Here is a 21,329-nt window from a genome sequence, read left to right as displayed (position 1 = left end):
GCACCCGGAGCGGTGACCGCAGGCCGAACCGACCGCTGCCCTCGCCGCCCGCCGCACGCCCAACCACCGGGCACCCCAGCCGCTGACCGCCGACAGAACCACCCGCCGCCTTCCCTGCCCCGTTGCATGCGCAATCAGCACGCACCGGGAGCGCTGGTCGCGCGCCCAACCACCCGCAGCCCTCGCCGCCTCGTCGCGCACCCGACCGGCGAACACCCGGTCCGGTAGGCGCGGGCCCTACCACCCGCCGTCCTCGCTGCCCCGTCGCAGGCTCGACCGACCAGCATCCGAACCGGTGACCGCGGGCCAACCACGCACCGCGTTTGCTGCCCCGTCGCCCGCCAGACCGGCGAGCACCCGAACCCTGTTCGCGGGCCAGCCACGCACCGCCTTTGCTGCCGCGTCATACGCGCAACCGGCGGGCATCCGGTCCGGTGGGCGTGGGCTGAGCCGTCCGCCGTCTTCGCCGCGCCTGCCGGGTGCGCAACCGGCGAGCACCCGAATCGCTGACCGCCGACCGAACCACTTGCTGCCTTCGCTAACCGTCGCAGGTTCGACCGGCGGGCACCGAGAGCGGTGATCGCGGGCCCGACCATCCGTCGCCTCGTCGCCTCGTTTCGTGAGCTACCGCCGGGCACCCGAAACTATGGGCGCGGGCGGAACCGTCCGCTGCCTTTGCTGCCCCGTCGCACGCGCAACTGCCGGGGACCCGGTCCGGTGGGCGTGGGTTCAACTGTCCGCCGTATTCGCCGCCCCAGTTACGCGCCCAACCGGCCAGCACCCCAACCGCTGACCGCAGGCTGAGCCGTCCGCTGCATTTGCTGCCTCGTTGCAGGCTCGACCGGTGGCCACCGGATCGCTGGGCGCGGGCCCAACCACCCACCGCCCTCGCCGCCTCGCCGGGTGCGCAGCCGGTGAGCACCCGAACCGCTACCCGCCGACCGAACCGCCGCTGCCTGTGCTGCTGTGTCCCACGGGTCAGCAGTGGGTGCCCCTACCGGTGGGCACAAACCTCTTATCTCGCCGTGTCCTGCTCTAACGCGAGAACTCCCGCTAGCATTCGGTCGTCGGCAGGGCGGCGGACCGGGCGGGTGAAGGGCGGCGGTGGAAGTGCGTTTCGACAGCGGGTTGGGTGCGGACGTGCACCTCGACGGCGACCGGCTTGAGATCCGGGAGCAGTCCGGCACGGTGTCTCGCCGCATTGCCGAGCTTGCCGGAGTGGCGATCAGCGGAGGGCGGCTTTCGCGCCAAGGCACGTTGGAGTTTCGCTTCGGCGGCGGCGAATCGGTGCGGGTGCCCTTCGCGCGCAACCAGCGGGCGCAGGCGGCGCAGCTACGCGGCCGGATCCGTCAGATGCTTCGCCCCGCCCCGTCGTCATCGGACCTCGCGGCCTATGGCGCGGAGCTTCAGCAGCGAGTCGACGAGATGCGGCGCCGAAACGCCGAAAGCATCGAACTGCGTCGGCGCACGCTCACGGAACAGCTTGCCCGCGGTGACATCGGCTCGGAAGCCCAGGACGAGTTTGAGCGCTTGGCCGCGCGCTCCAACGAGGACGTCGAACGGGAGTGCGAGCGGCTGATGCAGGAGTTCGAGGAGCTCGTACGCCGCGCCGAAAAGCGCGGCGCCGACGGCGCGTGAGTGAGGCCCTACCTCGGACGTCCGCCGACTCCAATGGGAGAGCGGGGGCGCCCCTGCGCCCGCACTCGCGCCTGCACCGGGGTCGCCGGTGGCTGAAGGTTGCCGCCCGCCAAGAGCCCCGCACTCTCCTACCCGCCGCCTCCCCCCGCCGAAGGACGGCGCGCTCGCATGATGGGTCTGGGGAAGCCGGACGCCCGACGCATGCGCTTGGCGGGCTGCGAATACGCTCGAATGCCGCCGCACAAGCCCGCGGCCACCGATGGCGTGCCGACCGATGGCCGGCGGCTCCGACGGAGCTGTGCCACTCCCCGAGATGCGCCGTCCTCCGGAGCCCTGGCCCCGCCGCTCAACCTCATCCGCTCGGATGCGCGACCTCCCCCGTCCGAACCGCTTCCGGAGCCCGGCTCACGGCAGCGTCAGACCCGAGATCAGGCTCGCGGCCAGCGGGACCACTCCGATGAGGACGAAGGCGGGCAGGAAGCACAGGCCGAGCGGGGCGGCACTGAGTACGCCGAGGCGCTGAGTGCGTGCGAGGGCGCGGATGCGAGCGGTGTCGCGGATCTCGGCGGCGTGGCGTTCGAGGATGGCGGCCACCGGTGCACCGCTCTCGCTCGCCCGTACCAGCGCGCGCCCGATCGCGGCGAACTCATCGGTATCGGCCGCCGCGGCCCAGGCGGCCCGTGGATCGGCGCCGAGCCGAAGTTGCTCGGCGACCTCGCCGAGTGAGTGCCCCAGTGGCCCCCCGACTGCCGCGGCGACGGCGCCGAGCGCGTTCTCCAGGGCTACGCCGGAGCGAAGCCCCGCAACCAGCAGGTCGACGGCCACGGGAAGACCGGCCAGCATCCGGGCCCGGTCCGCGCGTGAGACGGTGTGCCGGTCCCCGCGTGCGAGGCGCCAGCGCAGGGCCGCCGCGATCGGCAGGCCGACCAGCACCGCCGCCAGCGGGCCCACGACGAACAGCAGCGTCGCCGGCGGCGCGCAGGGCACGCCCCAAAGCAGCATCAGGCGACGAGGGTCTCCGTGGGCGCGTTCGGTGCGCTCCGGCTCGGCGGGGCGCAGCCGTCGCAGCCGTCGCAGTGCCCGGCTCCGCGCGGACTCGCCGCGAAGCAGCAGCACCGCGGCCGTGCCCAGCGCCACCACGGAGGTTTCGACCAGACCCATGGCGAGCTCACGCCATCCCGGTTTCGGTGAGCACGCGGCGAGCCATTCTGTGCGTCCAGAACAGACCAGCCGCATCAAGCAGCAGACCGACCACCAGGCACAGCAGACCGACAGGTGTGGTGAACAGGAATGCGAGAGGTGATCCGCCCAAGGCGGTCGCCATCCCGAGGCCCAGCACGGGAAGCACGCTGAGCATCACGGCGGTGGCGCGTGGACCCGCGAGTTGGGCGCCGACCTCGCGTCGCAGCGCCTCGTCCGCCGTCAGCGACACCGACAGCCGGTCGACGACGTCCGCCAACCCAGCACCCGTGTTCGTCGCCACCCGCCAGCAGGCGGCGAGCTGACCGAGTCCGCCCGAGCCGCGCGCTTTGGCGAGGGCGAGCAGCTCGGGCACCGGGTCCTGCCCGCTCCGGGCGGCCGCGGTAAGCGGAGCAAGCTCGCGCTCGGACTCGGCATCGAGTTCGCCGACCGCCGCGATCACTGCCGTTCCCGGATCGCGTCCCGCACGCAACTCGGCGGCCAAAACCCGGCACAGCTCGACGGCGGCTCCACGCCGTCTGCTCTGCACGCGCCCTGCGGCGAACCGGAGCCGCTCGCGCAGGCGGCTCGCCAGCTGGACCGCGCGCGTTCGGTGCCGCGCTCTGCCGCCGAGTCGGCCACCGAAGGCCTTTAGGGCACGCAACCGGACTACCTCGGTGGCGGGCGTCAGTCCGACCGCGACCAGCCCCGCGGCGCCCAACCCCAAAAGCCAGTCCGCCCGCTCGGCCAGCCACTGTGTGGCGGCTGGCACGGGGTCGGAGAGAAGCGCGGCGAGGAGGTGCACGTGCGTCGGTGTGGACAGGGCGACGGATGTATATGTCGACATGCGGACTCCGATCAAGGGTCGCTGGGTGGGCCCGGACCGCTGGTTCGGAAGTGAGTGGCCGGAAGGCAGACACTTCCTCAGTGTGCGGCTGTGCGGCTGTGCGGCTGTGCGGCTGTGCGGCTGTGCGGCTGTGCGGGGGTGCGGATGTGCGGGGTGAGCGGCGTCGTTCGCCCGCCGCCTGTTCTACGGAGAGGGACGCTTAGAGCCCTCGATCCTCTCGGCGCCCGTGACGCTCTCGGCTTCTTCGGCTGGAGGGCCCTGCCAGGTGTCGCCGATGCGGGCGAGAAGGTCGCGCAGTGCCGCGTGCTCGGTGAGCGTGCCGTCGCCGGCGAAGGAGACCGCCGGGTGCGCCCGCACGGTTCCGGCGGGTTCTCGGCGGAGAACGCACACGTCGGCGACGCGCCGGGTGCCGTCCGGTCCTCGTGCCACATGGACGACCAGCGCGCGCGTGGCGGCAAGTTGGCTGTGGACGGCCTCCCTGCTGAGCCCTGCGGCGCAGGCGAGTGCCTCGATCCGGGCTGGGACGTCGACCGCCGCGTTGGCGTGCAGCGTGCCGCATCCTCCTTCGTGGCCGGTGTTCAAGGCGTTCAGTAGGACGACTGCCTCGGGGCCCCGGACCTCCCCGACGACGAGGCGGTCGGGGCGCATGCGCAGGGCCTGGCGCACCAGGTCGTGCAGGCCGACTTCGCCGGTCCCCTCGATGTTGGGCGGGCGGGCCTGCAACCGCACCACGTGGGGGTGGTCGGGGCGGAGTTCGGCGGAGTCCTCGACCAGCAGCACCCGCTCCGCCGGGTCCGCCAGGGACAACAGTGCCGAGAGGAGGGTGGTCTTCCCTGTACCGGTGCCGCCCGAGATGAGGAACGCCGAGCGTGAGGTGACCAGGCTGCGCAGCAGCCGCGCACCAGCGGCGGGAACCGTGCCGGAGGAGACCAGTTCCGCGAGCGTGAACACCGAGCGGCGCGGCAGCCGCAGCGACAGGCAGACCCCCTCGGGGGACACCGGCGGCAGTACCGCGTGCAGCCGACCGCCGCTGGGCATCCGGGCGTCGACCCACGGCGCGGCGGTGTCGAGGCGGCGACCGGCCTGGGCCGCGAGGCGTTGGGCGAGGCGCCGCAGGGAGGCGTCGTCGGGGAACCGGATGCCGGGTGCGGGCCGCAGGCCGGAGCCGTCGTCGATCCACACCTCCGCGGGGCCGTTGACCAGGATGTCGGTGATCCGCGGGTCGCTGAGCAGGGGGTCGAGCGGGCCCGCACCCGCGATGTCGGCCCGCAGCAGCCGGACGAGAGCCAGCACTTCGGCGTCTCCGAGAACGGATCCCTCGGCACGCACGGCCGCCGCCACCCGGGCGGGAGCGGGGTCTCCGCCTTCGCGCGCCAGCCGTGTGCGCACGGCCGCGAGCAGCCCGGGATCGGCGCCGGCCGTGGACGGTTCGGCCGTCCGCGCGTTCGCGGCGTACCCGGTGTCCATGGGGCGGTCCTTTCGTTCGGGGCGACGAGGGTGCGCGAAGGGGCGGCCCGCATGGCCGACGACCGCCCGGCCCCTCTGGGCGCCCGGATCGGCCGGTCTCGTCTGATCCGCATATTTCGCCGTTTCTGTGATCTTCGGTGCGTCTCCAATTCGGATGGAGACAATGAAGGATCAAAACGTCTGATCCGTACGTTTCCTATGCGAATGCACGGCCATTCGGGGATTCACCCGTTCGGTGGCCCACGGATCGGCTCGTACTTCGGTGCGTCGTGGTTGGTCCGGCGCCGGTCGGTCGGGCCGGGCGCCTCGGGTTCGCGGACGCGGACCGCCGCCGGTTCTTCGGGCCATCCCCGCCCCCGCCCGGCTCAAGGCGCCGGGCCGCGACGGCAGGCGGCGGCCGCGCTCGCTGTGCGGGCGTCGCCTGCGGGTGCGAGGCCGTTGCCTGGGCGTGCGGCTGCGGGGGCAGGACGCTCGCGAGCAGCCGGTCCGCGCAGCCGGCCAGGGGCGAGCCGCGGGTGCCGGCGGGCAGCGTGCCGTTGCGGAGCTTGCGCGGAAGGCCGCGCTCGGCCCGGAAGCGTCCGGCGACGGGAAGGCCGAGGGTGCGGGCGACGTCGGCCGCGGTCACCGCCGAGGAGCCCTCGCGCACGACCAGCCGCACGTCGCCCGCGGTCCGCCGCAGGCGCGGCACCGTCCGGGCGGCCGAGAACACCGCGGGCACCTCGGTCGGCGCCACCAGGAGCACGACGGAGGCGCGGCGCAGCGCCTCGTCGGCCGCCGGATCGGGCGCCCGCGGCAGGTCCGCGACAACGAGGTCCGCGCCGCGGACGGCGCAGTCGAGGACGGCGCGCATGGCGGCGGGCGGAACCGGGGCGGCGGGCCCCTGCTCCCAGGTGACGAGGGCGGCGCCGCGCACGTCCGGCAGCCGGGAGCGCAGCGCCGACCAGTTCAGCCGCCCCTGGCGCGCCACGAGGTCGCCCCAGCGGTCGCCGGGCGCTTCCTCCCGCCCGAGGAGGGCGTCGAGGCCGCTGCCCAGCGGGTCGGCGTCGACGAGTGCGCTCTGCAGTCCCGCGCGCCGCGCCGACAGGGCCAGCGCGAGCGCGAACAGGCTGGCTCCCGCGCCGCCGCGGCCGCCGACGACCGCGACTACGGGCGCACGCCCGGCGCCGGCGTGCGCGGAGTCGGTGAGCAGGCCCGCCAGCCGCGATTCGTCGGCGGGCAGGGAGAGGACCGCCCCGGCTCCGACGCGCAGCGCGGCCTCCCACGCCGCGGAACCGCGCGCGGAGTCGCCGAGTCCGGCGACGAGGACGTGCCGCCGCGGTTCGGGCTCCAGCCGGGCGAGCGCGGGCAGGAGGTCGGCGCCGACCACGACGAGCGGGGCGCGGTCCCATTCGGGCGCCACCTGGGCGGCGTGGTGGGCGACGGTCGCCTCGACCCCGGCCGCGGCCGCCAGGCGGAGGAGGTCGTCGAGCAGGCGCGGGTCCTCGGTGACGAGGAGGGGGCGGGCAGGGGCGGACGGGTCCATGGGGCCTCCCGGTGCGGACTACGCTCACCCCACGCTCGTCGGACGGGATGTCCCGGCGAAAGTCCGATTCCCAGCCTGTGGACAAAGCGCCGTCTGCGCCGCGGTCGCCGCCGGAGGGCGGCGGACGGGAAGGGGCGGCCCGGAGGTGGTACACGCACCACCCCTGTTCGGCGTCCGCGCGCCAGTGCACCGGCGGCCGTCGGACCGCGAGCATTGCCGGTATGCGAACGATCCTGCGCCGCCTCGCCGCCGACACCCGCTACACGCTCCTGTGCCTGCCCCTGTCCATCGTCGGCTTCGTCCTGGTGGTGACGGGCCTGGCGCTCGGCGCCGGCCTGCTGCCCATCGTGGCGGGCCTGCCCGTCGCCGCCCTCACCCTGCGCGCCGCCCGCGGCATCGCGATCGTCGACCGTGCATGGCTCACCAACGTGCTGGCCTCTCCGCCGGCGCCGCCGGGGTACCGGTCCCCACCCGCGGGGGCCGGGGCGTGGAGCCGGCTGCTCGACCCGCTGCGCTGCGCACAGAGCTGGTTCGACGCGCTGGGTGCCGTCCTGCGGCTGCCGGTGGCCGTGGCCGGGTTCGCCGTCACGGTCACCTGGTGGTCGCTGGCGCTGGGCGGCCTGCTCTACCCGGTCTACGGCGCTGCGACCGCGCGCATCCCGGGCAACACCACGCTCGCTGAGCTGATCGGGCTGGGCGCGGGCTACGGGCCGGCCCTCGCCCTTTACCTCGGCATCGGCGCCGCGGCCGCGCTGACGCTGCCTGCGGTGGTGCGCGGCGCCGCCCTGCTGGTGGCCGGGGTGGGACAGGGCCCCGTGGCCGTCGGTGCGCTCCCCGCCTCCTACGGGACCGGCGCGGTCGACGCCCGCCGAGGGCCCACAGCGGAGGGCGCCGGTGCCGGGGCCGCTGCGAGGGCGGTGTCGAGCACCGTCCTCGGCTGAGGTCCCGGATACGCCGTCCGGACCCGGGCCGGTCCGATGCACCCCGGACCGGCCCGGACCGGACATGACGACGGCCCCCGCCGGGGGGATAGCGGGGGCCGTCTGACGGGTCCGGCTCTGGGGGGGAGAGCCGGGACCGTTCCCGGATAAGTCTCGGTCGCCGGGTGGTGCGCCCGGCGATGTATGGGGCGGCTCAGGGCCGCACCATCGCCATATCGTCACATAAGCGGGGAAATTGCACCAGAGTCGAACACGGGCATTCGGGTGCGCGCTGAGGGGAGGGCGAGGGGGTGCGGCACCTCGGTAATAGGTATAGCACGGGACGCTACCACGGCGAATTGGCGGTCGGCCGATCTTTGACCTTCCGGGGTCTTTTCAGCGGCCGGCCGTCGGCGTACAAAGGAAGGACAAGGTGGATTGGTGATCCACCGAACACGGGAGCCGGGTACCCACGCGTCACCAAGCCGCGGGAGGCTCGTCCAGGTCAGGGAGAAATCCCTGGTCGGACTATGACCAAGCACGCATGATAGCCCGGTCTTTCGTGCTCACGGCGGTGCCCTGGCTCCGGCTCACCGGCCGGGCGGGGTACCGCCCTCTTTTTTCGCACGGGCCTCAAAGAAGGTCCCGAATCGGGCAAATCGTCGTCTGATTGTCAGGTGAAAGTCGGGCGCCGCACCGGCTCGGCCGGGGGGGGCATGGCGCGGGACGGGCCCGAAGCCCGACCGCGCGGCGCCGCTTCGGCGCCCGCGGAGGCCGCCCGCGGGCCCGCGCGAAGGGAACCGGCGGGCAAGAGTAACCCGATCGAGATATGCGGAGCCCCGCACCGACGGCGATCCGGTGGCCCGGTTGCGCGCACGGCGCGGCGGATCAGCCCCGCTGGAGTGCCTCGCACGTGGCGAGCGAGTCGCGGGCGCCGGCGGCCACGGCGCGGCAGCAGAACACGACCCACGCGCCGACACCCTCCGGGGTGCCGCTCAGGTAGCCGCGCAGCGCAGGCCCGTACTCCTCGCGCAGCTCCAGGTAGCCGAGCTCGGTCGGCACCAGCGACTTGGGATCGAGCCCGCGCCCGATGAGCGTCAGCCGCTCCGCGGCGCGTGCGACCACACCGTCACCCCAGCCGAAGGGACGCAGGGCGGCCAGCTCGCCGTGCACGACCGCGCCGACGACCAGCGCCGGAACCGCAGCTCGCGCGGCCAGCAGGGTGTCCAGGCCGTCGAGCCGCGCCGCGACCTCGCCGGCCCCGGGCGCCGGACCGAGCCCGAGCGGGTCTCCTGCCGGTTCGCCGTCGGCGCGGGGGCGGCCCAGGGCGTCCGCGGCCGTCCCGTCCGCCGCCGCGAGCGCATGCAGGCGGGCGAGGACCTGGCGGGGCGCCTTGGGCCAGGTCTCGCCGAGCAGCCCGAGCTCACCGGAGACGCGCAGCGCACCCTTGACGCGCGGGTCGTCGCTGCGCCCGGCGCGGACCTGCTCCACGTCGGCGTCGGCGCCGTCGAGCACCGCCGAGGCCCGGGCGCCGCGCAGCGCCGACTCCATGGACACGTCGCTGCTGCGCCTGCGCAGGATGCGGTGCCCCAGCAGGCGGTCGACGACGGCGCGGGCCTCGTCGACGGCGGCGCCGACACCCGGGAGGTCGGCCACCGGCTGCAGGGGCTCATCGGGAACTGAGCTCACGCCCTCACCCTACTCACCGGTAGGCCGTGGCCGCGTCCGCCCATGGGCCGGGAAGGACCGCCCGTCCCCAGGGGAGACCGCCCGTCCACAGGCCCGGGAGCGGCCCCTTGTATGTTGCGGCCACCACTTGATGAAGTGGGTTCCACCACACGATATGTTCTGTGGACCGGATTAAGTAAGGAGACTTTACAGTGGCTGAGACTCCCCAGGGGCAGGGTCAGGAAACACTGTCCAACCTTCTTCAGGAGTCCCGGAGCTTCCCGCCCCCCGCGGATCTCGCCGCAGACGCGAACGTGCAGGCCGACGCCTACGACGCCGCCTCCGCCGATCGGCTGCGGTTCTGGGAGGACCAGGCCCGCAGGCTGCAATGGGAGCAGCCGTGGAGCAACGTCCTGGACTGGAATCCCCCGTTCGCTGAATGGTTCACGGGCGGCAAGCTCAACGCCGCGGTGAACTGCGTGGACCGGCACGTCGACGCGGGGCGCGGTGAGCGCGTCGCCTTCCACTGGGAGGGCGAACCGGGCGACACCCGCACCATCACCTACGCCGACCTCAAGGACATGGTCTGCCAGGCGGCCAACGCCCTGACCGAGCTCGGGGTCGGCAAGGGCGACCGGGTCGCCATCTACATGCCGATGATCCCGGAGACCGTGGTCGCGATGCTGGCCTGCGCCCGCATCGGCGCCGTCCACATGGTCGTCTTCGGCGGATTCTCCGTCGACGCCCTGGGCACCCGCCTGGACGACAGCGAGGCCAAGCTCGTCGTGACCTCCGACGGCGGCTACCGCCGGGGCAAGCCCAGCTCGCTTAAGCCGGCCGTCGACGAGGCCGTGCGCGACCGCCCCGCCGTCGAGAACGTGCTCGTGGTCCGCCGCACCGGCCAGGACGTCGAGTGGAACGAGGGCCGCGACGTCTGGTGGCACGACATCGTCGACCGCCAGCCCACCGAGCACGCGGCCGAGGCGCACGACTCCGAGCACCCGCTGTACATCATGTACACCAGCGGCACCACGGCCAAGCCCAAGGGCATCCTGCACACCACCGGCGGCTACCTCACGCAGGTCTCCTACACCCATTGGGCGGTCTTCGACCTCAAGCCCGAGACCGACGTCTTCTGGACCGCCGCCGACATCGGCTGGGTCACCGGGCACTCCTACATCGTCTACGGTCCCCTCTCCAACGGGGCGACCTCGGTCATGTACGAGGGCACGCCCGACACACCGCACAAGGGCCGCTTCTGGGAGATCGTGCAGAAGTACGGCGTCACGATCGCCTACATGGCGCCCACCGCCATCCGCACCTTCATGAAGTGGGGCGAGGAGTACCCCGCGCAGTTCGACCTCTCCAGCCTGCGGGTGCTCGGCTCGGTCGGCGAGCCCATCAACCCCGAGGCCTACATGTGGTACCGGACCCACATCGGCGGCGGCCGCACGCCGATCGTCGACACCTGGTGGCAGACCGAGACCGGCGCCATCATGGTCACCCCGATGCCCGGCATCACCCACGGCAAGCCCGGTGCCGCCATGCAGCCCATCCCGGGCGTGGACGCCGACGTCGTCGACGAGTCGGGCGAGTCGGTGCCCAGGGGGCAGGGCGGATTCATCGTCATCCGCGAGCCCTGGCCCTCGATGCTGCGCGGCATCTGGGGCGACCCCGAGCGCTACAAGAAGACCTACTGGTCGCGCTTCGACGGGCTGTACTTCCCGGGTGACGGGGCCAAGCGCGACGAGGACGGCGACCTGTGGCTGCTGGGCCGCGTGGACGACGTCATGCTCGTTTCGGGGCACAACATCTCCACGACCGAGGTCGAGTCCGCGCTGGTCGCCCACGCCAACGTCGCCGAGGCCGCCGTCACCGGCGCCAGCGACCCGGTCACCGGCCAGGCGATCGTGGCCTTCGTCATCCTCCGCAGCGAGGCCGGCGAGGGCGGTGCGGGCCTGGTCAAGGAGCTGCGCGAGCATGTCGCCGCGCACCTGGGACCCATCGCCAAGCCGCGCCAGATCCTGGTGGTGCCCGAACTGCCCAAGACCCGCTCCGGCAAGATCATGCGCCGCCTGCTCAAGGACGTGGCCGAGAACCGCGAGCTCGGCGACGTCTCCACGCTCACCGACGCGCAGTCCATCCAGACGCTCCAGGAGGCGTTCCAGGAGAGCGGCAAGAGCGACGAGTGACCGACGACTACCCGCCGCCTCGGTGGGCAGTGTCCGGGCACGGTGTCGGCGGCCGTATCGAGCGGCCCGCCGGTCCCGGGGACGGACGGGTTCGCGGCCCCACCAGGGCGGCGGATCCGTCCGTCCCCGGCCGCCGCATGCGTAGCGGGGCGCCCCCGCTCCCGCGCGGCACTCCGCCCGCGCCCGCGGGCCCGGGCGGAGTGCCGCGCGGGATGCGAGCGGCGTGTGGGAACGCGTGCGACACCGGATGTGCGAGGATGCTGACGATGTCTGCCGAGTGAAGGGAGCAGTCTCCATGCCCGAGACGCGGTCGGGTGGCCAGGAGCCTGAAGAGTTCGACGCCGCCGAACACTCCCTCGGCGAGCTCGTATCCGAGGCGCGCGGGAGCATGACCCGGCTCGTGCGCCTGGAGGTCCAGCTCGCGAAGCTGGAGCTGGCCCGCGACGTCCAGAAGATCGGCATGGGCGCCGGTCTGGCCGTGGTGGCCGCCGTGCTGGCGCACATGTTCCTCATCCTGGTCGCGATCACCGCCGGGCTCGGCATCATGGCGGCGGGGCTGGCGCCGTGGCTCTCCTTCCTCATCGTCACCGTCGTCTTCCTGCTCATCTCGGGGCTCCTCCTCTTCCTCGGCCTGCGCCAGTTCCGCAAGCGCCAGGGCTTCCCGCTCACCGGCGCGGCCGTCGCGAGCACGCTTTCGGTGCTCCGCCGCGACAACCGCGCCTCCAACGGCTGATCCGCCGCGGCACCGGTGTGCGGTGACTGACGAGTCCGCAGTCCTGATCGACGGTCCGTGGACCCACCGGACCGTGAGCGCGGCCGGGACCAGGTTCCACATCGCCGAGGCCGGCGAGGGGCCACTGGTCCTCCTCCTGCACGGCTTCCCGCAGTTCTGGTGGTCCTGGCACGGCCAGCTGACCGCCCTGGCCGACGCCGGCTACCGCGCCGTCGCCGTCGACCTCCGCGGCCACGGCGCCAGCGACAAGCCGCCGCGCGGTTACGACCTGATCACCCTCGCCTCCGACGCGGCCGGGCTGATCCGCGCGCTCGGCGAGGCCGACGCGGCCGTCGTCGGACACTCCACCGGAGGCATGCTCGGCTGGACGATGGCCGTGTACTTCCCCAAGACGGTGCGCCGCCTGGCGGTGCTGTCGATGCCGCACCCGCGGCGGCTGGCCGCGGGCATGCTCACCCGCGGGCAGGGATGGGCGGGCCGGCACGTGGTCGGCTTCCAGGCGCCGGTCGTGCCCGAGCGCCGCCTCACGGCCGACGGCGCCCAGCAGGTCGCCGACATGCTCCACGCCTGGTCGCGGCCGGGATGGCCCGATCAGGAGACCGAGCGCCACTGCCGCGACGCCTTTCTCATCCCCGGTGTGGCGCACAGCTCCCTGGAGTACCACCGCTGGCTCTTCCGCTCTCAGGTGCGCCCGGACGGGCGCCGCTACATGCGCCGGATGCGGCGACCGGTCACCGTGCCGACCCTGCACATGCACGGTGCGCTCGACCCCGTGATGCTGCCCGAGACCGCCCGCGGCTCCAGCCGCTACGTCGAGGCGCCCTACCGCTGGCGCATGATCGAGGGCGCCGGGCACTTCCCGCACCAGGAGCGGCCCGACCTCTTCGACCCCGCGCTGATCGGGTGGCTGGGCGACCCCGAGCCCGACAGCTGAACCGCACCGCGCGCATGCCGGTTCGCCCGGCCGGACAGGCGGCTTCCGGACCCGGCCTCCGCTTTGGCCGCATGTCCGGGTGCACAATGGGCACAGGCACACATCGGGCACAGCGCAGTCGGCACGGAGATCAGGAGCGGCGAGGATGAGTGACTCCGCAGGCACCAAGCGCGACCGCAACCCGGACGGCAAGGCGCAGAACCAGCGGCCGCGCGACCGCTTCGGGCGCCCCCTGCCGCACGGCGCCGAGGGTGTGCCGCGCATCCCCGACGACGCCGAGTTCACCCCCGACGAAGGCCTGACCAAGGCGCAGCGCCTGCTCGACGAGGGGTACGCCTTCCATGCGCACGAGGTGCTGGAGGCGGTCTGGAAGGCTGCGGACGAGTCCGACCGGGAGCTGTGGCGGGGCCTCGCCCAGATCGCGGTCGGCCTGACCCACGCCCAGCGCGGCAACCGCGTCGGCGCGGCCCGGCTGCTGCGCCGCGGTGCCGAGCGGGTGCTCCCCTACGGCCCCGATGCTCCCGATGGGGTCGACGCCGTCGGGTCCGCCGCCTTCGCGAGGTCCGTCGCCGACCGGTTGGACGCCCTCGACCACATGGAGGGCGAGGACCGCGTCGACACCCCGGAGAACCCCAGCGACCCCGGCTCCGACGCAGGATCGGTGGGCCCGGCCGGACCGGCCGGGCCCGGCGGGCGGGAGACCGCGCAGAGCAGCGACGACCCGACGAGCCCCGTCGGCCCCGACATCGCCGGCGCGGCCGTGGACATCGACACCAGCGCCCTGCGGCTGCGCCGCGGCGAGAGCACGCACTAGGTGCGATGTCCCGGCACGTTGGTAAAGGGTCCACCAGCGCTCCGGGGCCAGGCGGCAGCCGACACGCCTGCGGCAGCGGTTGAACAAGAAGAGGGCCTTCTGATCCCGGTGCGGATTGCGACATCTACGCCGATACTCAGCAGGCCCTCGTGTGCCACCGCAACGCCCCGCTGACCTCCGCCGGCAGACTCCGCCTGGCCCGGTGCGTCGAAGAGGACGGCTGAGGCCGCCGCCAAGCGGCCGAACGCTTCGGCGTATCACCCGAAACCGCCCATAATACGGACCAAGCGCCACCGCGAGGCCGGCCAGGCCGCCATGGGCGACCGCCCCAGCCGCCCGGCCACCAGCCCCGACCGCACCCCCGCCGCCGAAGCCGCGATCGTGCGGCTGCGCCGCACCCGCCGACCACCGCCCCTCGGGCGGCCTGCGACCGGGCCACCGGGGCCCCGGTGCGCCGCTGCGAGCGCGAGCACCCCGGGGACCTGGTCCGCATCGACGTCAGGAAACTCGGCCGCATCCCCGACGGCCGCGGGTTCGGCGCTCGCTTGGGTCAGCCGGGCAGCGCCGCTGAGACCACCCGGCGGATCGCGTCGAGGTCGACGTCCTCGGCCAGGGCCGCCTCGTCGGGGTCGCGCCTGTTCGGTTCCTCGGCGCCGAGCAGCGTGCGCATCAGCCGCGGCAGCACGGTACGGGCGAGGAGGTCCTCGGCCAGTGCCGCGCCGTCCCGGCGGTCCATCGCGTACCGCTCGGCGAGATAGGCGCTCAGCCGCTCGTAGGTGGTGGCGAACATGGCGTCGAAGTAGGCCTTGCCGCTGGCGGGCAGCCGCTCTGCCTCGGCGATGCTCAGCCGGCAGGTCCGCGCCTGGGGCTCCCACACCGTCAGCTGCTGGAAGCGCCCGCAGAATAGCGCCACCGCCTCGGCGGGGTCGCCGGCGTAGGCGCCGGGGGTGCCCAACTTGCCCAGGTACAGCTCGCGGACGAGGTCCAGGACCGCGAGGAACAGCTTGTCCTTGCTCTCGAAGTGCGCGTAGAGCGACCGCTTCGACGTCCGGGCGCGCACCGCGACGGTGTCCATCGACGCCCGCTCGTAACCGGTCTCCAGGAACACCTCCTTGGCCGTGAACAGGATGTGGCGGCGCAGCTGCTCCCCCCGCTTCTGCGGTTCGCCTTCTCGCCTCATCGGCTTGCGTCTCCAAAAGTAAACGGTACGGTAGAGTTGATTTTATTCGCGAGTCCCGCTCTGGAAGGGCTGCATGATCGTCATCACCGCTCCCACAGGCAACATCGGCCACCAGGTCCTCGAAAACGTCCTCGCCGACGACCGGCCGGTCCGTGTCATTGTCCGCGACCCGGCCAAGCTTCCCGCCGACGTGCGCGACCGGGCAGAGGTCGTCCAAGGCTCGCACGGCGACCCGGACGTCGCCGCGCGCGCCTTCAAGGGTGCCGACGCCCTCTTCTGGCTGCTGCCGAACAACCTCGGCGCGCCCAGCGTCGAGGCCTCCTACCTCGACTTCACCCGCCCCGCCGCCGCGGCCATGCGCGAGCAGGGTGTCCGGCGCGTCGTAGGCGTCAGCGCCCTGGGCCGCGGCACCGCCTACGCGGACAAGGCCGGGTTCGTGACCGCGTCGCTGGCCATGGACGACATGATTGCCGACACCGGCGTGGACTTCCGCGCCCTGGCCATGCCCGGCTTCATGGACAACCTGCTGCGGCAGGTCCGGGGAATCAAGGAGCAGGGCGCGTTCTACGACACCCTTGCCCCGGACCGCAGGCTGCCCACCGTCGCCACCCGCGACATCGCCGCCGTGGCCGCCCGCCTGCTGCTCGACGACACGTGGAGCGGCCAGCAGGAGGTTCCGGTGCTCGGTCCCGAGGACCTGTCCAACGACGAGATGGCCGCCATCGCCTCCGAGGTGCTCGAGACGCCCGTGCGGTACCGGCAGATCACCGGTGAGGCGCTCGTGGAGCGGCTCGCCGGCCGCGGCGTCTCCGGCCCCATGGCCCACGGCATGGTGGACATGATGGCCGCCAAGGACAACGGCCTGGACCTCGGGGTCACCCGGACACCGCAACACGCGGTCGAGACCCCGACCACGTTCCGCCGGTGGTGCGAATACGCCCTCAAGCCCGCCGTGCGGGCCGCCTGAGGTCGCTGACCGGCACCACCGCCGCCGAATGCCCGGGCGACGCGCCCGACGCACTGCCCGCGGCGATCGCGGACGCGGACGCCGGCGCCGGGTCCGCGGGGGCGGCCGGTGCGACCCGCCCGGCCGCCGCCCCCCGCGAACCTTCCGGCGTGCGCTGCGACACATCACGGCCGAACCGGTGGCGGCGGGCTTTGCGATGCGGTTTGCTGAACGCATCGGGGTTTCCGCCGCCTTCGCGCGGCGCCGAGCGCTCCGCGGACTCCGTCCGCCGCTCGCCCCCGCCCCGCCCCGCACCACTGCGCGCCGCCAGGGCCGATGCCCGAACCGCGCGCTCCGCGCCTCATTCCTCCCTTTATGCGCGGTTTATCCTTTTCCTTATTTTAATCCCCATTTTCCCGAAATGTGGAAATCGTGGGTATTCTCCGAGAACATCCGCGTTCTCAGGTCACCGTGTGATCACATATCGCTCCCTCGCAGCCGAACTTCGTGACCCGCACTCACGTTTCGCCATACCGGTGCGTAGAATCCCCGGACACCGTTCACGCCGAATGCGGCGCCAACGGTGTACGGAACCGTGTTGGTGGCACCCGCAGGACCCTGCCGGGCGTGTCGTCGAGCCTGTACACAGGTCTGGGAGGCGACCGCACGACCCCGCGGGGGCCAAAACGTGCCCGTCTCTAGGAGGACGGATTGTCTGGGCTCACCCAAGCCGCCGATGGCGGCCCGGCCCTGGCCTTGGACGGCATGAATTTCACACTGGTCGTCGTGGTGCTGGCGGTCGCGCTCCTCGCGCTCGCCGTCGCCGGCTGGCTGGTACGTGAAGTTCTCGCCGCGGGTCAGGGCACCGAGCGGATGCAGAACATCGCGCGTGCCGTCCAGGAAGGTGCGGCGGCTTATCTCAAACGCCAGTTCCGCACCCTGGTCGTATTCGTCATCGTCATCCCACTCCTGCTGCTGTTGCTGCCGGCGGACGACATGGCGGTGCGGATCGGGCGATCGGTGTTCTTCGCCCTCGGCGCCGGTTTCTCCGCCCTGACCGGCTTCATCGGGATGTGGCTGGCGGTGCGCGGGAACGTCCGCGTCGCCGCGGCCGCCCGCGAAGGCGGTGAAAGCGGGGAGCACTCGGCGATGCGGATCGCCTTCCGCACCGGCGGGGTCGCGGGCATGTTCACTGTCGGCCTGGGGCTGCTCGGAGCGTCCGTCGTCGTTCTCCTGTACCGCGGCGACGCCCCCAACGTGCTGGAGGGCTTCGGCTTCGGCGCCGCGCTGCTCGCGATGTTCATGCGTGTCGGCGGCGGGATCTTCACCAAGGCCGCCGACGTCGGGGCCGACCTGGTCGGCAAGGTCGAGCAGGGAATCCCGGAGGACGACCCCCGCAACGCCGCGACCATCGCGGACAACGTGGGCGACAACGTCGGCGACTGCGCCGGTATGGCCGCCGACCTGTTCGAGTCCTACGCCGTGGTGCTGGTGGCCTCGCTCATCCTCGGCCGCGTCGCGTTCGGCGTCGAAGGCCTGGTCTTCCCGCTGCTGGTGCCCATGATCGGCGTCATCACCGCCATCATCGGCATCTTCATCGTGGCGCCGCGCTCCCGCGACAAGACCGCGATGTCGGCCATCAACCGCGGCTTCTTCATCTCCGCGATCATCTCCGCCGTGCTGGTGACCGTCACGGCCTTCACCTACCTGCCCGCCAGCTTCGCCGGCCTCACCAGCGCGGGCGAGGAGATCCAGGGCCTGCAGGGCGACCCGCGCCTGGTGGCCGTGGGCGCCGTGCTCGTCGGCCTGGTGCTGGCCGCCGCGATCCAGCTGCTGACGGGGTACTTCACCGAGACGAACCGGCGTCCCGTCAAGGACATCGGCGAGAGCTCGGAGACCGGCGCGGCCACGGTGATCCTCTCCGGCGTCTCCGTGGGGCTGGAGTCCGCCGTGTACTCCGCGGTTCTGATCGCCGGCGCCGTCTACGCCGCGTTCGTCATCGGCAGCGCCTCGGTGACGCTGAGCCTGTTCGCGGTCGCTCTGGCCGGCACCGGCCTGCTGACCACCGTCGGCGTCATCGTCGCGATGGACACCTTCGGCCCGGTGGCCGACAACGCCCAGGGCATCGCGGAGATGTCCGGCGACGTCGAAGGCAAGGGCGCCGACGTGCTCACCAGCCTCGACGCCGTGGGCAACACCACCAAGGCCATCACCAAGGGCATCGCCATCGCGACCGCGGTCCTGGCCGCCACCGCCCTGTTCGGCGCGTTCCGCACCGCGGTCGAGGAGGCGCTGAGCGCGGCCGGGCAGGACGCGAGCACGTTCAGCCTCTCCATCGACGAGCCCAACGTGCTGGTCGGCGTCATCCTCGGCGCATCGGTCGTGTTCCTCTTCTCCGGCCTGGCGATCATGGCCGTGGGCCGCGCCGCCGGCCGGGTCGTCGTCGAGGTGCGCAACCAGTTCCGCACCCGGCCGGGCATCATGGACGGCACTGAGAAGCCCGAGTACGCGCGTGTCGTGGATATCTGCACCCGCGACTCGCTGCGTGAGCTGATCACGCCCGGCATGCTGGCGGTGCTCACCCCCATCGCGGTCGGCTTCGCCCTCGGCTACGCCCCGCTGGGCGCCTTCCTCGGCGGCGCCATCGCGGCGGGTGCGCTCATGGCGGTCTTCCTCGCTAACTCCGGCGGCGCCTGGGACAACGCCAAGAAGCTCGTCGAGGACGGCCACCACGGCGGCAAGGGCTCGGTGGCCCACGAGGCGACGGTCATCGGCGACACGGTCGGCGACCCCTTCAAGGACACCGCCGGCCCCGCCATCAACCCGCTGCTCAAGGTGATGAACCTGGTCGCGCTGATCATCGCGCCGAGCGTCGTGATGTTCGCCGACAACTTCTTCCTGCGGACAGGCGTCACGGTGGTCGCGCTCGCTGCGATCGTGGGCGCGATCGTGTGGTCCAAGCGCCGCAGCGGCGACGTCGCCGCCGCCAGCGTCCCCGTGGAGGAGGGCGACAGCGGGCCCGCGGTCGGCTCCGGCGAGGAGGGCGACAGCGGGCGCGCGGTCGCTTCCGGCGAGGAGCCGGACCCGGCGGCCGACAGCGCCGCCGGCGGTGAGGAGAGCGACCGCCGGGAAGAGGCGCGCGCCGCCGACGGCGGCCGCGAGGAGTAGTCGCTCCGGCGTCCCCCAGGGGGCGCGGGAGCCCGGTTCGACATCGCCGGGCTCCCGCGCCCCCTGTGTTCGTCCAAGTCGCCGCAGTGCGGACGGCGGGTGCCCGTGTCGGCGCGGAGGCGGCGACGGGCGGTCGCCGACACCCTCTAGGCTGAGCGGCGAAGGACCGCGCTGGAGGGGATCACCCGTTGTCAGGAATGAAAGGGTTGGCCGTCGTGGTGGGTGCCATGCTCGGTTTCATGGCGCTGATCGCGACCGTGGCCACGGTGCTGTCACCATGACCAGAAGACTGATCGTGCTTCGGCACGCCCAGGCGGAGCCGCTGATCGACGGCTCCGACCACGAGCGCCCTCTGACCGCCGAGGGCCGTGAACAGGCGAGGGCCGCGGGCGCCCACCTGGCGTCGGGCGCGCTGTTCCCCGACCGTGTGATCTGCTCGACCGCGCTTCGCACGCGCCAGACCGTGGAGCTCGTCGCCGAGTCGCTCCCGGACTCGCCCCCCGTCGACTTCGAGCGCGACCTCTACGGCGCCGACGTGCCCGCTGCCATGGAGCTGATTTCCCGTACCGACCCCGAGGTGGGCACGCTGCTGGTGGTGGGGCACAACCCCACCATGGCGCAACTGGTCGGGGCGTTCATGCCGGACGAGCCGCTGGACTCCTTCCCCACCGCGGGCCTTGCGGTGATCGACCTGGAGGTCGAGTGGCTCTACGCCGCCCCCGGCACCGGCGCGGCACGGCTGCTGACCTGAGGGCGGGCCCCGGACACCGCGGACGTCCGCGGCGCCGGCGGAGTGCAGGAGGCGGGGGCGGGGGGAGGTCTTCCGCCCCCGGGCGCCGCGCGGCGACGGGACGGCGCCGCCTCCTCAGCCGGTGGCGGTGAGTTCCAGCAGGCCGGTGGCGACGTCGGTGAGGGTGTCCCCGCGGGCGTCGGGGGCCGCGAACACGTCCCCGTACTCCGCTTCGAGCCGGCTGCACCACCCCGCGAGGCAGCCCGCCCGCTTGGCGCCGTGGCAGTCCCATGCGTGCACGGCGACCAGGGCGAGGTGTTCGGGCGGGGTCTCCAACGCGGCGGCCGCGGCGCGGTAGACGCCGGGAGCCGGCTTCCAGACGCCGGCCTCCTCGGCGGTGACGACCGTGTCGACGAAGCGGTCCAGGCCGGAGGACTCCAGGAAGCCGGTGGTGGCCGCCCTGCTGCCCTGCGTCAGGCACCCCACACGCACGCCTGCTTCGTGCAGGCGGCGCATGGCCGGTTCGGCGTCGGGGTGGGCGGGAAGGCGGCCGAAGCCGTGCAGCACGTAGGTGATGCCGTCCTCGGACGCGGTGTTGCCGGATGCCGTGCGCAGCGCCTGGCGGGCGACCTCGGGGAACGGGCGCAGCTCTCCGCTGAGCCCCAGTGCCATGCAGTCGCGCTGAGCGCGCAGGAACCACGGCCGCAGCAGCTCGGCCGGCTGGCCGATATCCACGAAGCGCTCGGCGAGCGGCTCCAGGTCGATCAGGGTCTCCATGACGTCGAACGCGACGGCGTAGGGGTGGTAGGGGTGGACGGCCATGGTGTTCTCCCTCGGTTGCCTGGACGCCGGCACGCATGGTGAGCAGGGCCACAACAGCGGTGCCGACGGACGGACGGCCGCCCCGCCGCCTGCGGCGGTGCCGGTGCCGTCGGCGGCGTCGCCCCTGGGCAGCGGACGGTGCGGCGGATCGCGGGCGAGGAGTGCGGTCGGGTGTCAGGAGTCATCTCGCCGTACCGGGAGGCGGCCAAACATCGCCGGCGGCGGTCCCCCGGGGGTCGAGCGCCGACTCGAGTTGGCGCTCGGCGGCAAGACGGCTATAGTCGGTCGAGCCGCTGCAGAGGGGCGCTTTCGAGCGCCGGTTTGCAGTGCGGCAGCGTTTCCAACGGCCGACGGTCGTCGTTCGACGAGCAGGGCCGCATCCACACGATTTGCCCACTGGGTTCCGTATGACAGGATTAGTCCTGTCCTCGCGGGCGGTGCGGTAATTCCGCGGGTGTTATCGGATTTCCAGATGAATCCACTCGGTTTGGTGGGTTGCACGGATTCTGATAATGTGGAGACACAACAGAACGCGGATGCGAAATCGCGGCCGCCGGGACACGTTTTCC

At 72.9% G+C, this 21,329-nt stretch carries 16 protein-coding genes and 1 pseudogene; 10 read left to right on the top strand and 7 right to left on the bottom strand.

Annotated features, from left to right (window positions below):
* Nucleotides 1-1,104 precede the first annotated feature (1,104 nt).
* Entirely contained in the window at nt 1,105-1,638 is a 534-nt protein-coding gene (locus ABEA15_RS24720) for a hypothetical protein (RefSeq protein ID WP_344149006.1), read from the top strand.
* Nucleotides 1,639-2,043: 405 nt separating this feature from the next.
* Here the strand turns inward: ABEA15_RS24720 and ABEA15_RS24715 are convergent, their stop codons facing one another.
* From ABEA15_RS24715 to ssd, 4 genes are all read right to left on the bottom strand, one after another.
* Entirely contained in the window at nt 2,044-2,799 is a 756-nt protein-coding gene (locus ABEA15_RS24715; RefSeq protein ID WP_345559418.1) for a type II secretion system F family protein, read from the bottom strand.
* Nucleotides 2,800-2,806: 7 nt separating this feature from the next.
* Nucleotides 2,807-3,664: a type II secretion system F family protein gene (locus ABEA15_RS24710; RefSeq protein WP_345559416.1), complete on the bottom strand. Its 858-nt coding sequence runs from the start codon at nt 3,662-3,664 to the stop codon at nt 2,807-2,809.
* A gap of 183 nt (nt 3,665-3,847) precedes the next feature.
* Nucleotides 3,848-5,131, bottom strand: coding sequence for a TadA family conjugal transfer-associated ATPase (locus tag ABEA15_RS24705; RefSeq protein ID WP_345559414.1), 1,284 nt, complete (start codon nt 5,129-5,131; stop codon nt 3,848-3,850).
* Nucleotides 5,132-5,327: 196 nt separating this feature from the next.
* On the bottom strand, nt 5,328-6,653 hold the full coding sequence (gene ssd, locus ABEA15_RS24700; protein WP_345559412.1) for a septum site-determining protein Ssd: 1,326 nt from the start codon (nt 6,651-6,653) through the stop codon (nt 5,328-5,330).
* 221 nt (nt 6,654-6,874) lie between these two features.
* On the opposite strand from ssd, the gene ABEA15_RS24695 reads away from it, so the two are divergent.
* Nucleotides 6,875-7,594: a sensor domain-containing protein gene (locus ABEA15_RS24695; RefSeq protein ID WP_345559410.1), complete on the top strand. Its 720-nt coding sequence runs from the start codon at nt 6,875-6,877 to the stop codon at nt 7,592-7,594.
* Nucleotides 7,595-8,461: 867 nt separating this feature from the next.
* Here the strand turns inward: ABEA15_RS24695 and ABEA15_RS24690 are convergent.
* Complete coding sequence (locus ABEA15_RS24690; RefSeq protein ID WP_345559409.1) at nt 8,462-9,262, bottom strand: Fic family protein; 801 nt, start codon at nt 9,260-9,262, stop codon at nt 8,462-8,464.
* A gap of 191 nt (nt 9,263-9,453) precedes the next feature.
* Between ABEA15_RS24690 and acs the strand changes: the two genes are divergently transcribed.
* The 5 genes and pseudogenes from acs to ABEA15_RS24665 form a co-directional block, all read left to right on the top strand.
* Nucleotides 9,454-11,433, top strand: a complete 1,980-nt coding sequence (gene acs, locus ABEA15_RS24685; RefSeq protein ID WP_344148985.1) for an acetate--CoA ligase — start codon at nt 9,454-9,456, stop codon at nt 11,431-11,433.
* 295 nt (nt 11,434-11,728) lie between these two features.
* The gene (locus tag ABEA15_RS24680; protein ID WP_344148982.1) at nt 11,729-12,166 is read left to right on the top strand and encodes a phage holin family protein; all 438 of its coding nucleotides are present in this window, start codon (nt 11,729-11,731) and stop codon (nt 12,164-12,166) included.
* A 22-nt stretch (nt 12,167-12,188) separates the two neighbouring features.
* On the top strand, nt 12,189-13,100 hold the full coding sequence (locus ABEA15_RS24675; RefSeq protein ID WP_344148979.1) for an alpha/beta fold hydrolase: 912 nt from the start codon (nt 12,189-12,191) through the stop codon (nt 13,098-13,100).
* A gap of 145 nt (nt 13,101-13,245) precedes the next feature.
* Complete coding sequence (locus ABEA15_RS24670; protein ID WP_344148976.1) at nt 13,246-13,914, top strand: DUF309 domain-containing protein; 669 nt, start codon at nt 13,246-13,248, stop codon at nt 13,912-13,914.
* A 149-nt stretch (nt 13,915-14,063) separates the two neighbouring features.
* A pseudogene (locus ABEA15_RS24665) lies at nt 14,064-14,447 on the top strand (helix-turn-helix domain-containing protein); the annotation flags it as partial.
* A 17-nt stretch (nt 14,448-14,464) separates the two neighbouring features.
* Here ABEA15_RS24665 and ABEA15_RS24660 read toward each other — a convergent pair.
* The gene (locus ABEA15_RS24660) at nt 14,465-15,094 is read right to left on the bottom strand and encodes a TetR/AcrR family transcriptional regulator (protein ID WP_345559406.1); all 630 of its coding nucleotides are present in this window, start codon (nt 15,092-15,094) and stop codon (nt 14,465-14,467) included.
* 73 nt (nt 15,095-15,167) lie between these two features.
* On the opposite strand from ABEA15_RS24660, the gene ABEA15_RS24655 reads away from it, so the two are divergent.
* From ABEA15_RS24655 to ABEA15_RS24645, 3 genes are all read left to right on the top strand, one after another.
* Nucleotides 15,168-16,061 carry an NAD(P)H-binding protein gene (locus ABEA15_RS24655; RefSeq protein WP_345559404.1) on the top strand — a complete coding sequence of 298 codons (894 nt, stop codon included), beginning with the start codon at nt 15,168-15,170 and terminating at the stop codon, nt 16,059-16,061.
* Between the two features lie 744 nt (nt 16,062-16,805).
* Entirely contained in the window at nt 16,806-19,208 is a 2,403-nt protein-coding gene (locus ABEA15_RS24650; protein ID WP_425579446.1) for a sodium-translocating pyrophosphatase, read from the top strand.
* A gap of 277 nt (nt 19,209-19,485) precedes the next feature.
* Nucleotides 19,486-19,959 (top strand): SixA phosphatase family protein, encoded by a 474-nt coding sequence (locus tag ABEA15_RS24645; RefSeq protein ID WP_345559400.1) that lies wholly within the window; start codon nt 19,486-19,488, stop codon nt 19,957-19,959.
* A gap of 114 nt (nt 19,960-20,073) precedes the next feature.
* Here ABEA15_RS24645 and ABEA15_RS24640 read toward each other — a convergent pair whose 3' ends face one another.
* On the bottom strand, nt 20,074-20,760 hold the full coding sequence (locus tag ABEA15_RS24640) for a haloacid dehalogenase type II (protein ID WP_344148961.1): 687 nt from the start codon (nt 20,758-20,760) through the stop codon (nt 20,074-20,076).
* Nucleotides 20,761-21,329 lie beyond the last annotated feature (569 nt).

It is taken from the genome of Streptomonospora halophila (genome assembly GCF_039542725.1).
Taxonomy (GTDB): Bacteria; Actinomycetota; Actinomycetes; order Streptosporangiales; family Streptosporangiaceae; genus Streptomonospora; species Streptomonospora halophila.
This window is presented reverse-complemented; position numbering and strand designations above follow the sequence as displayed.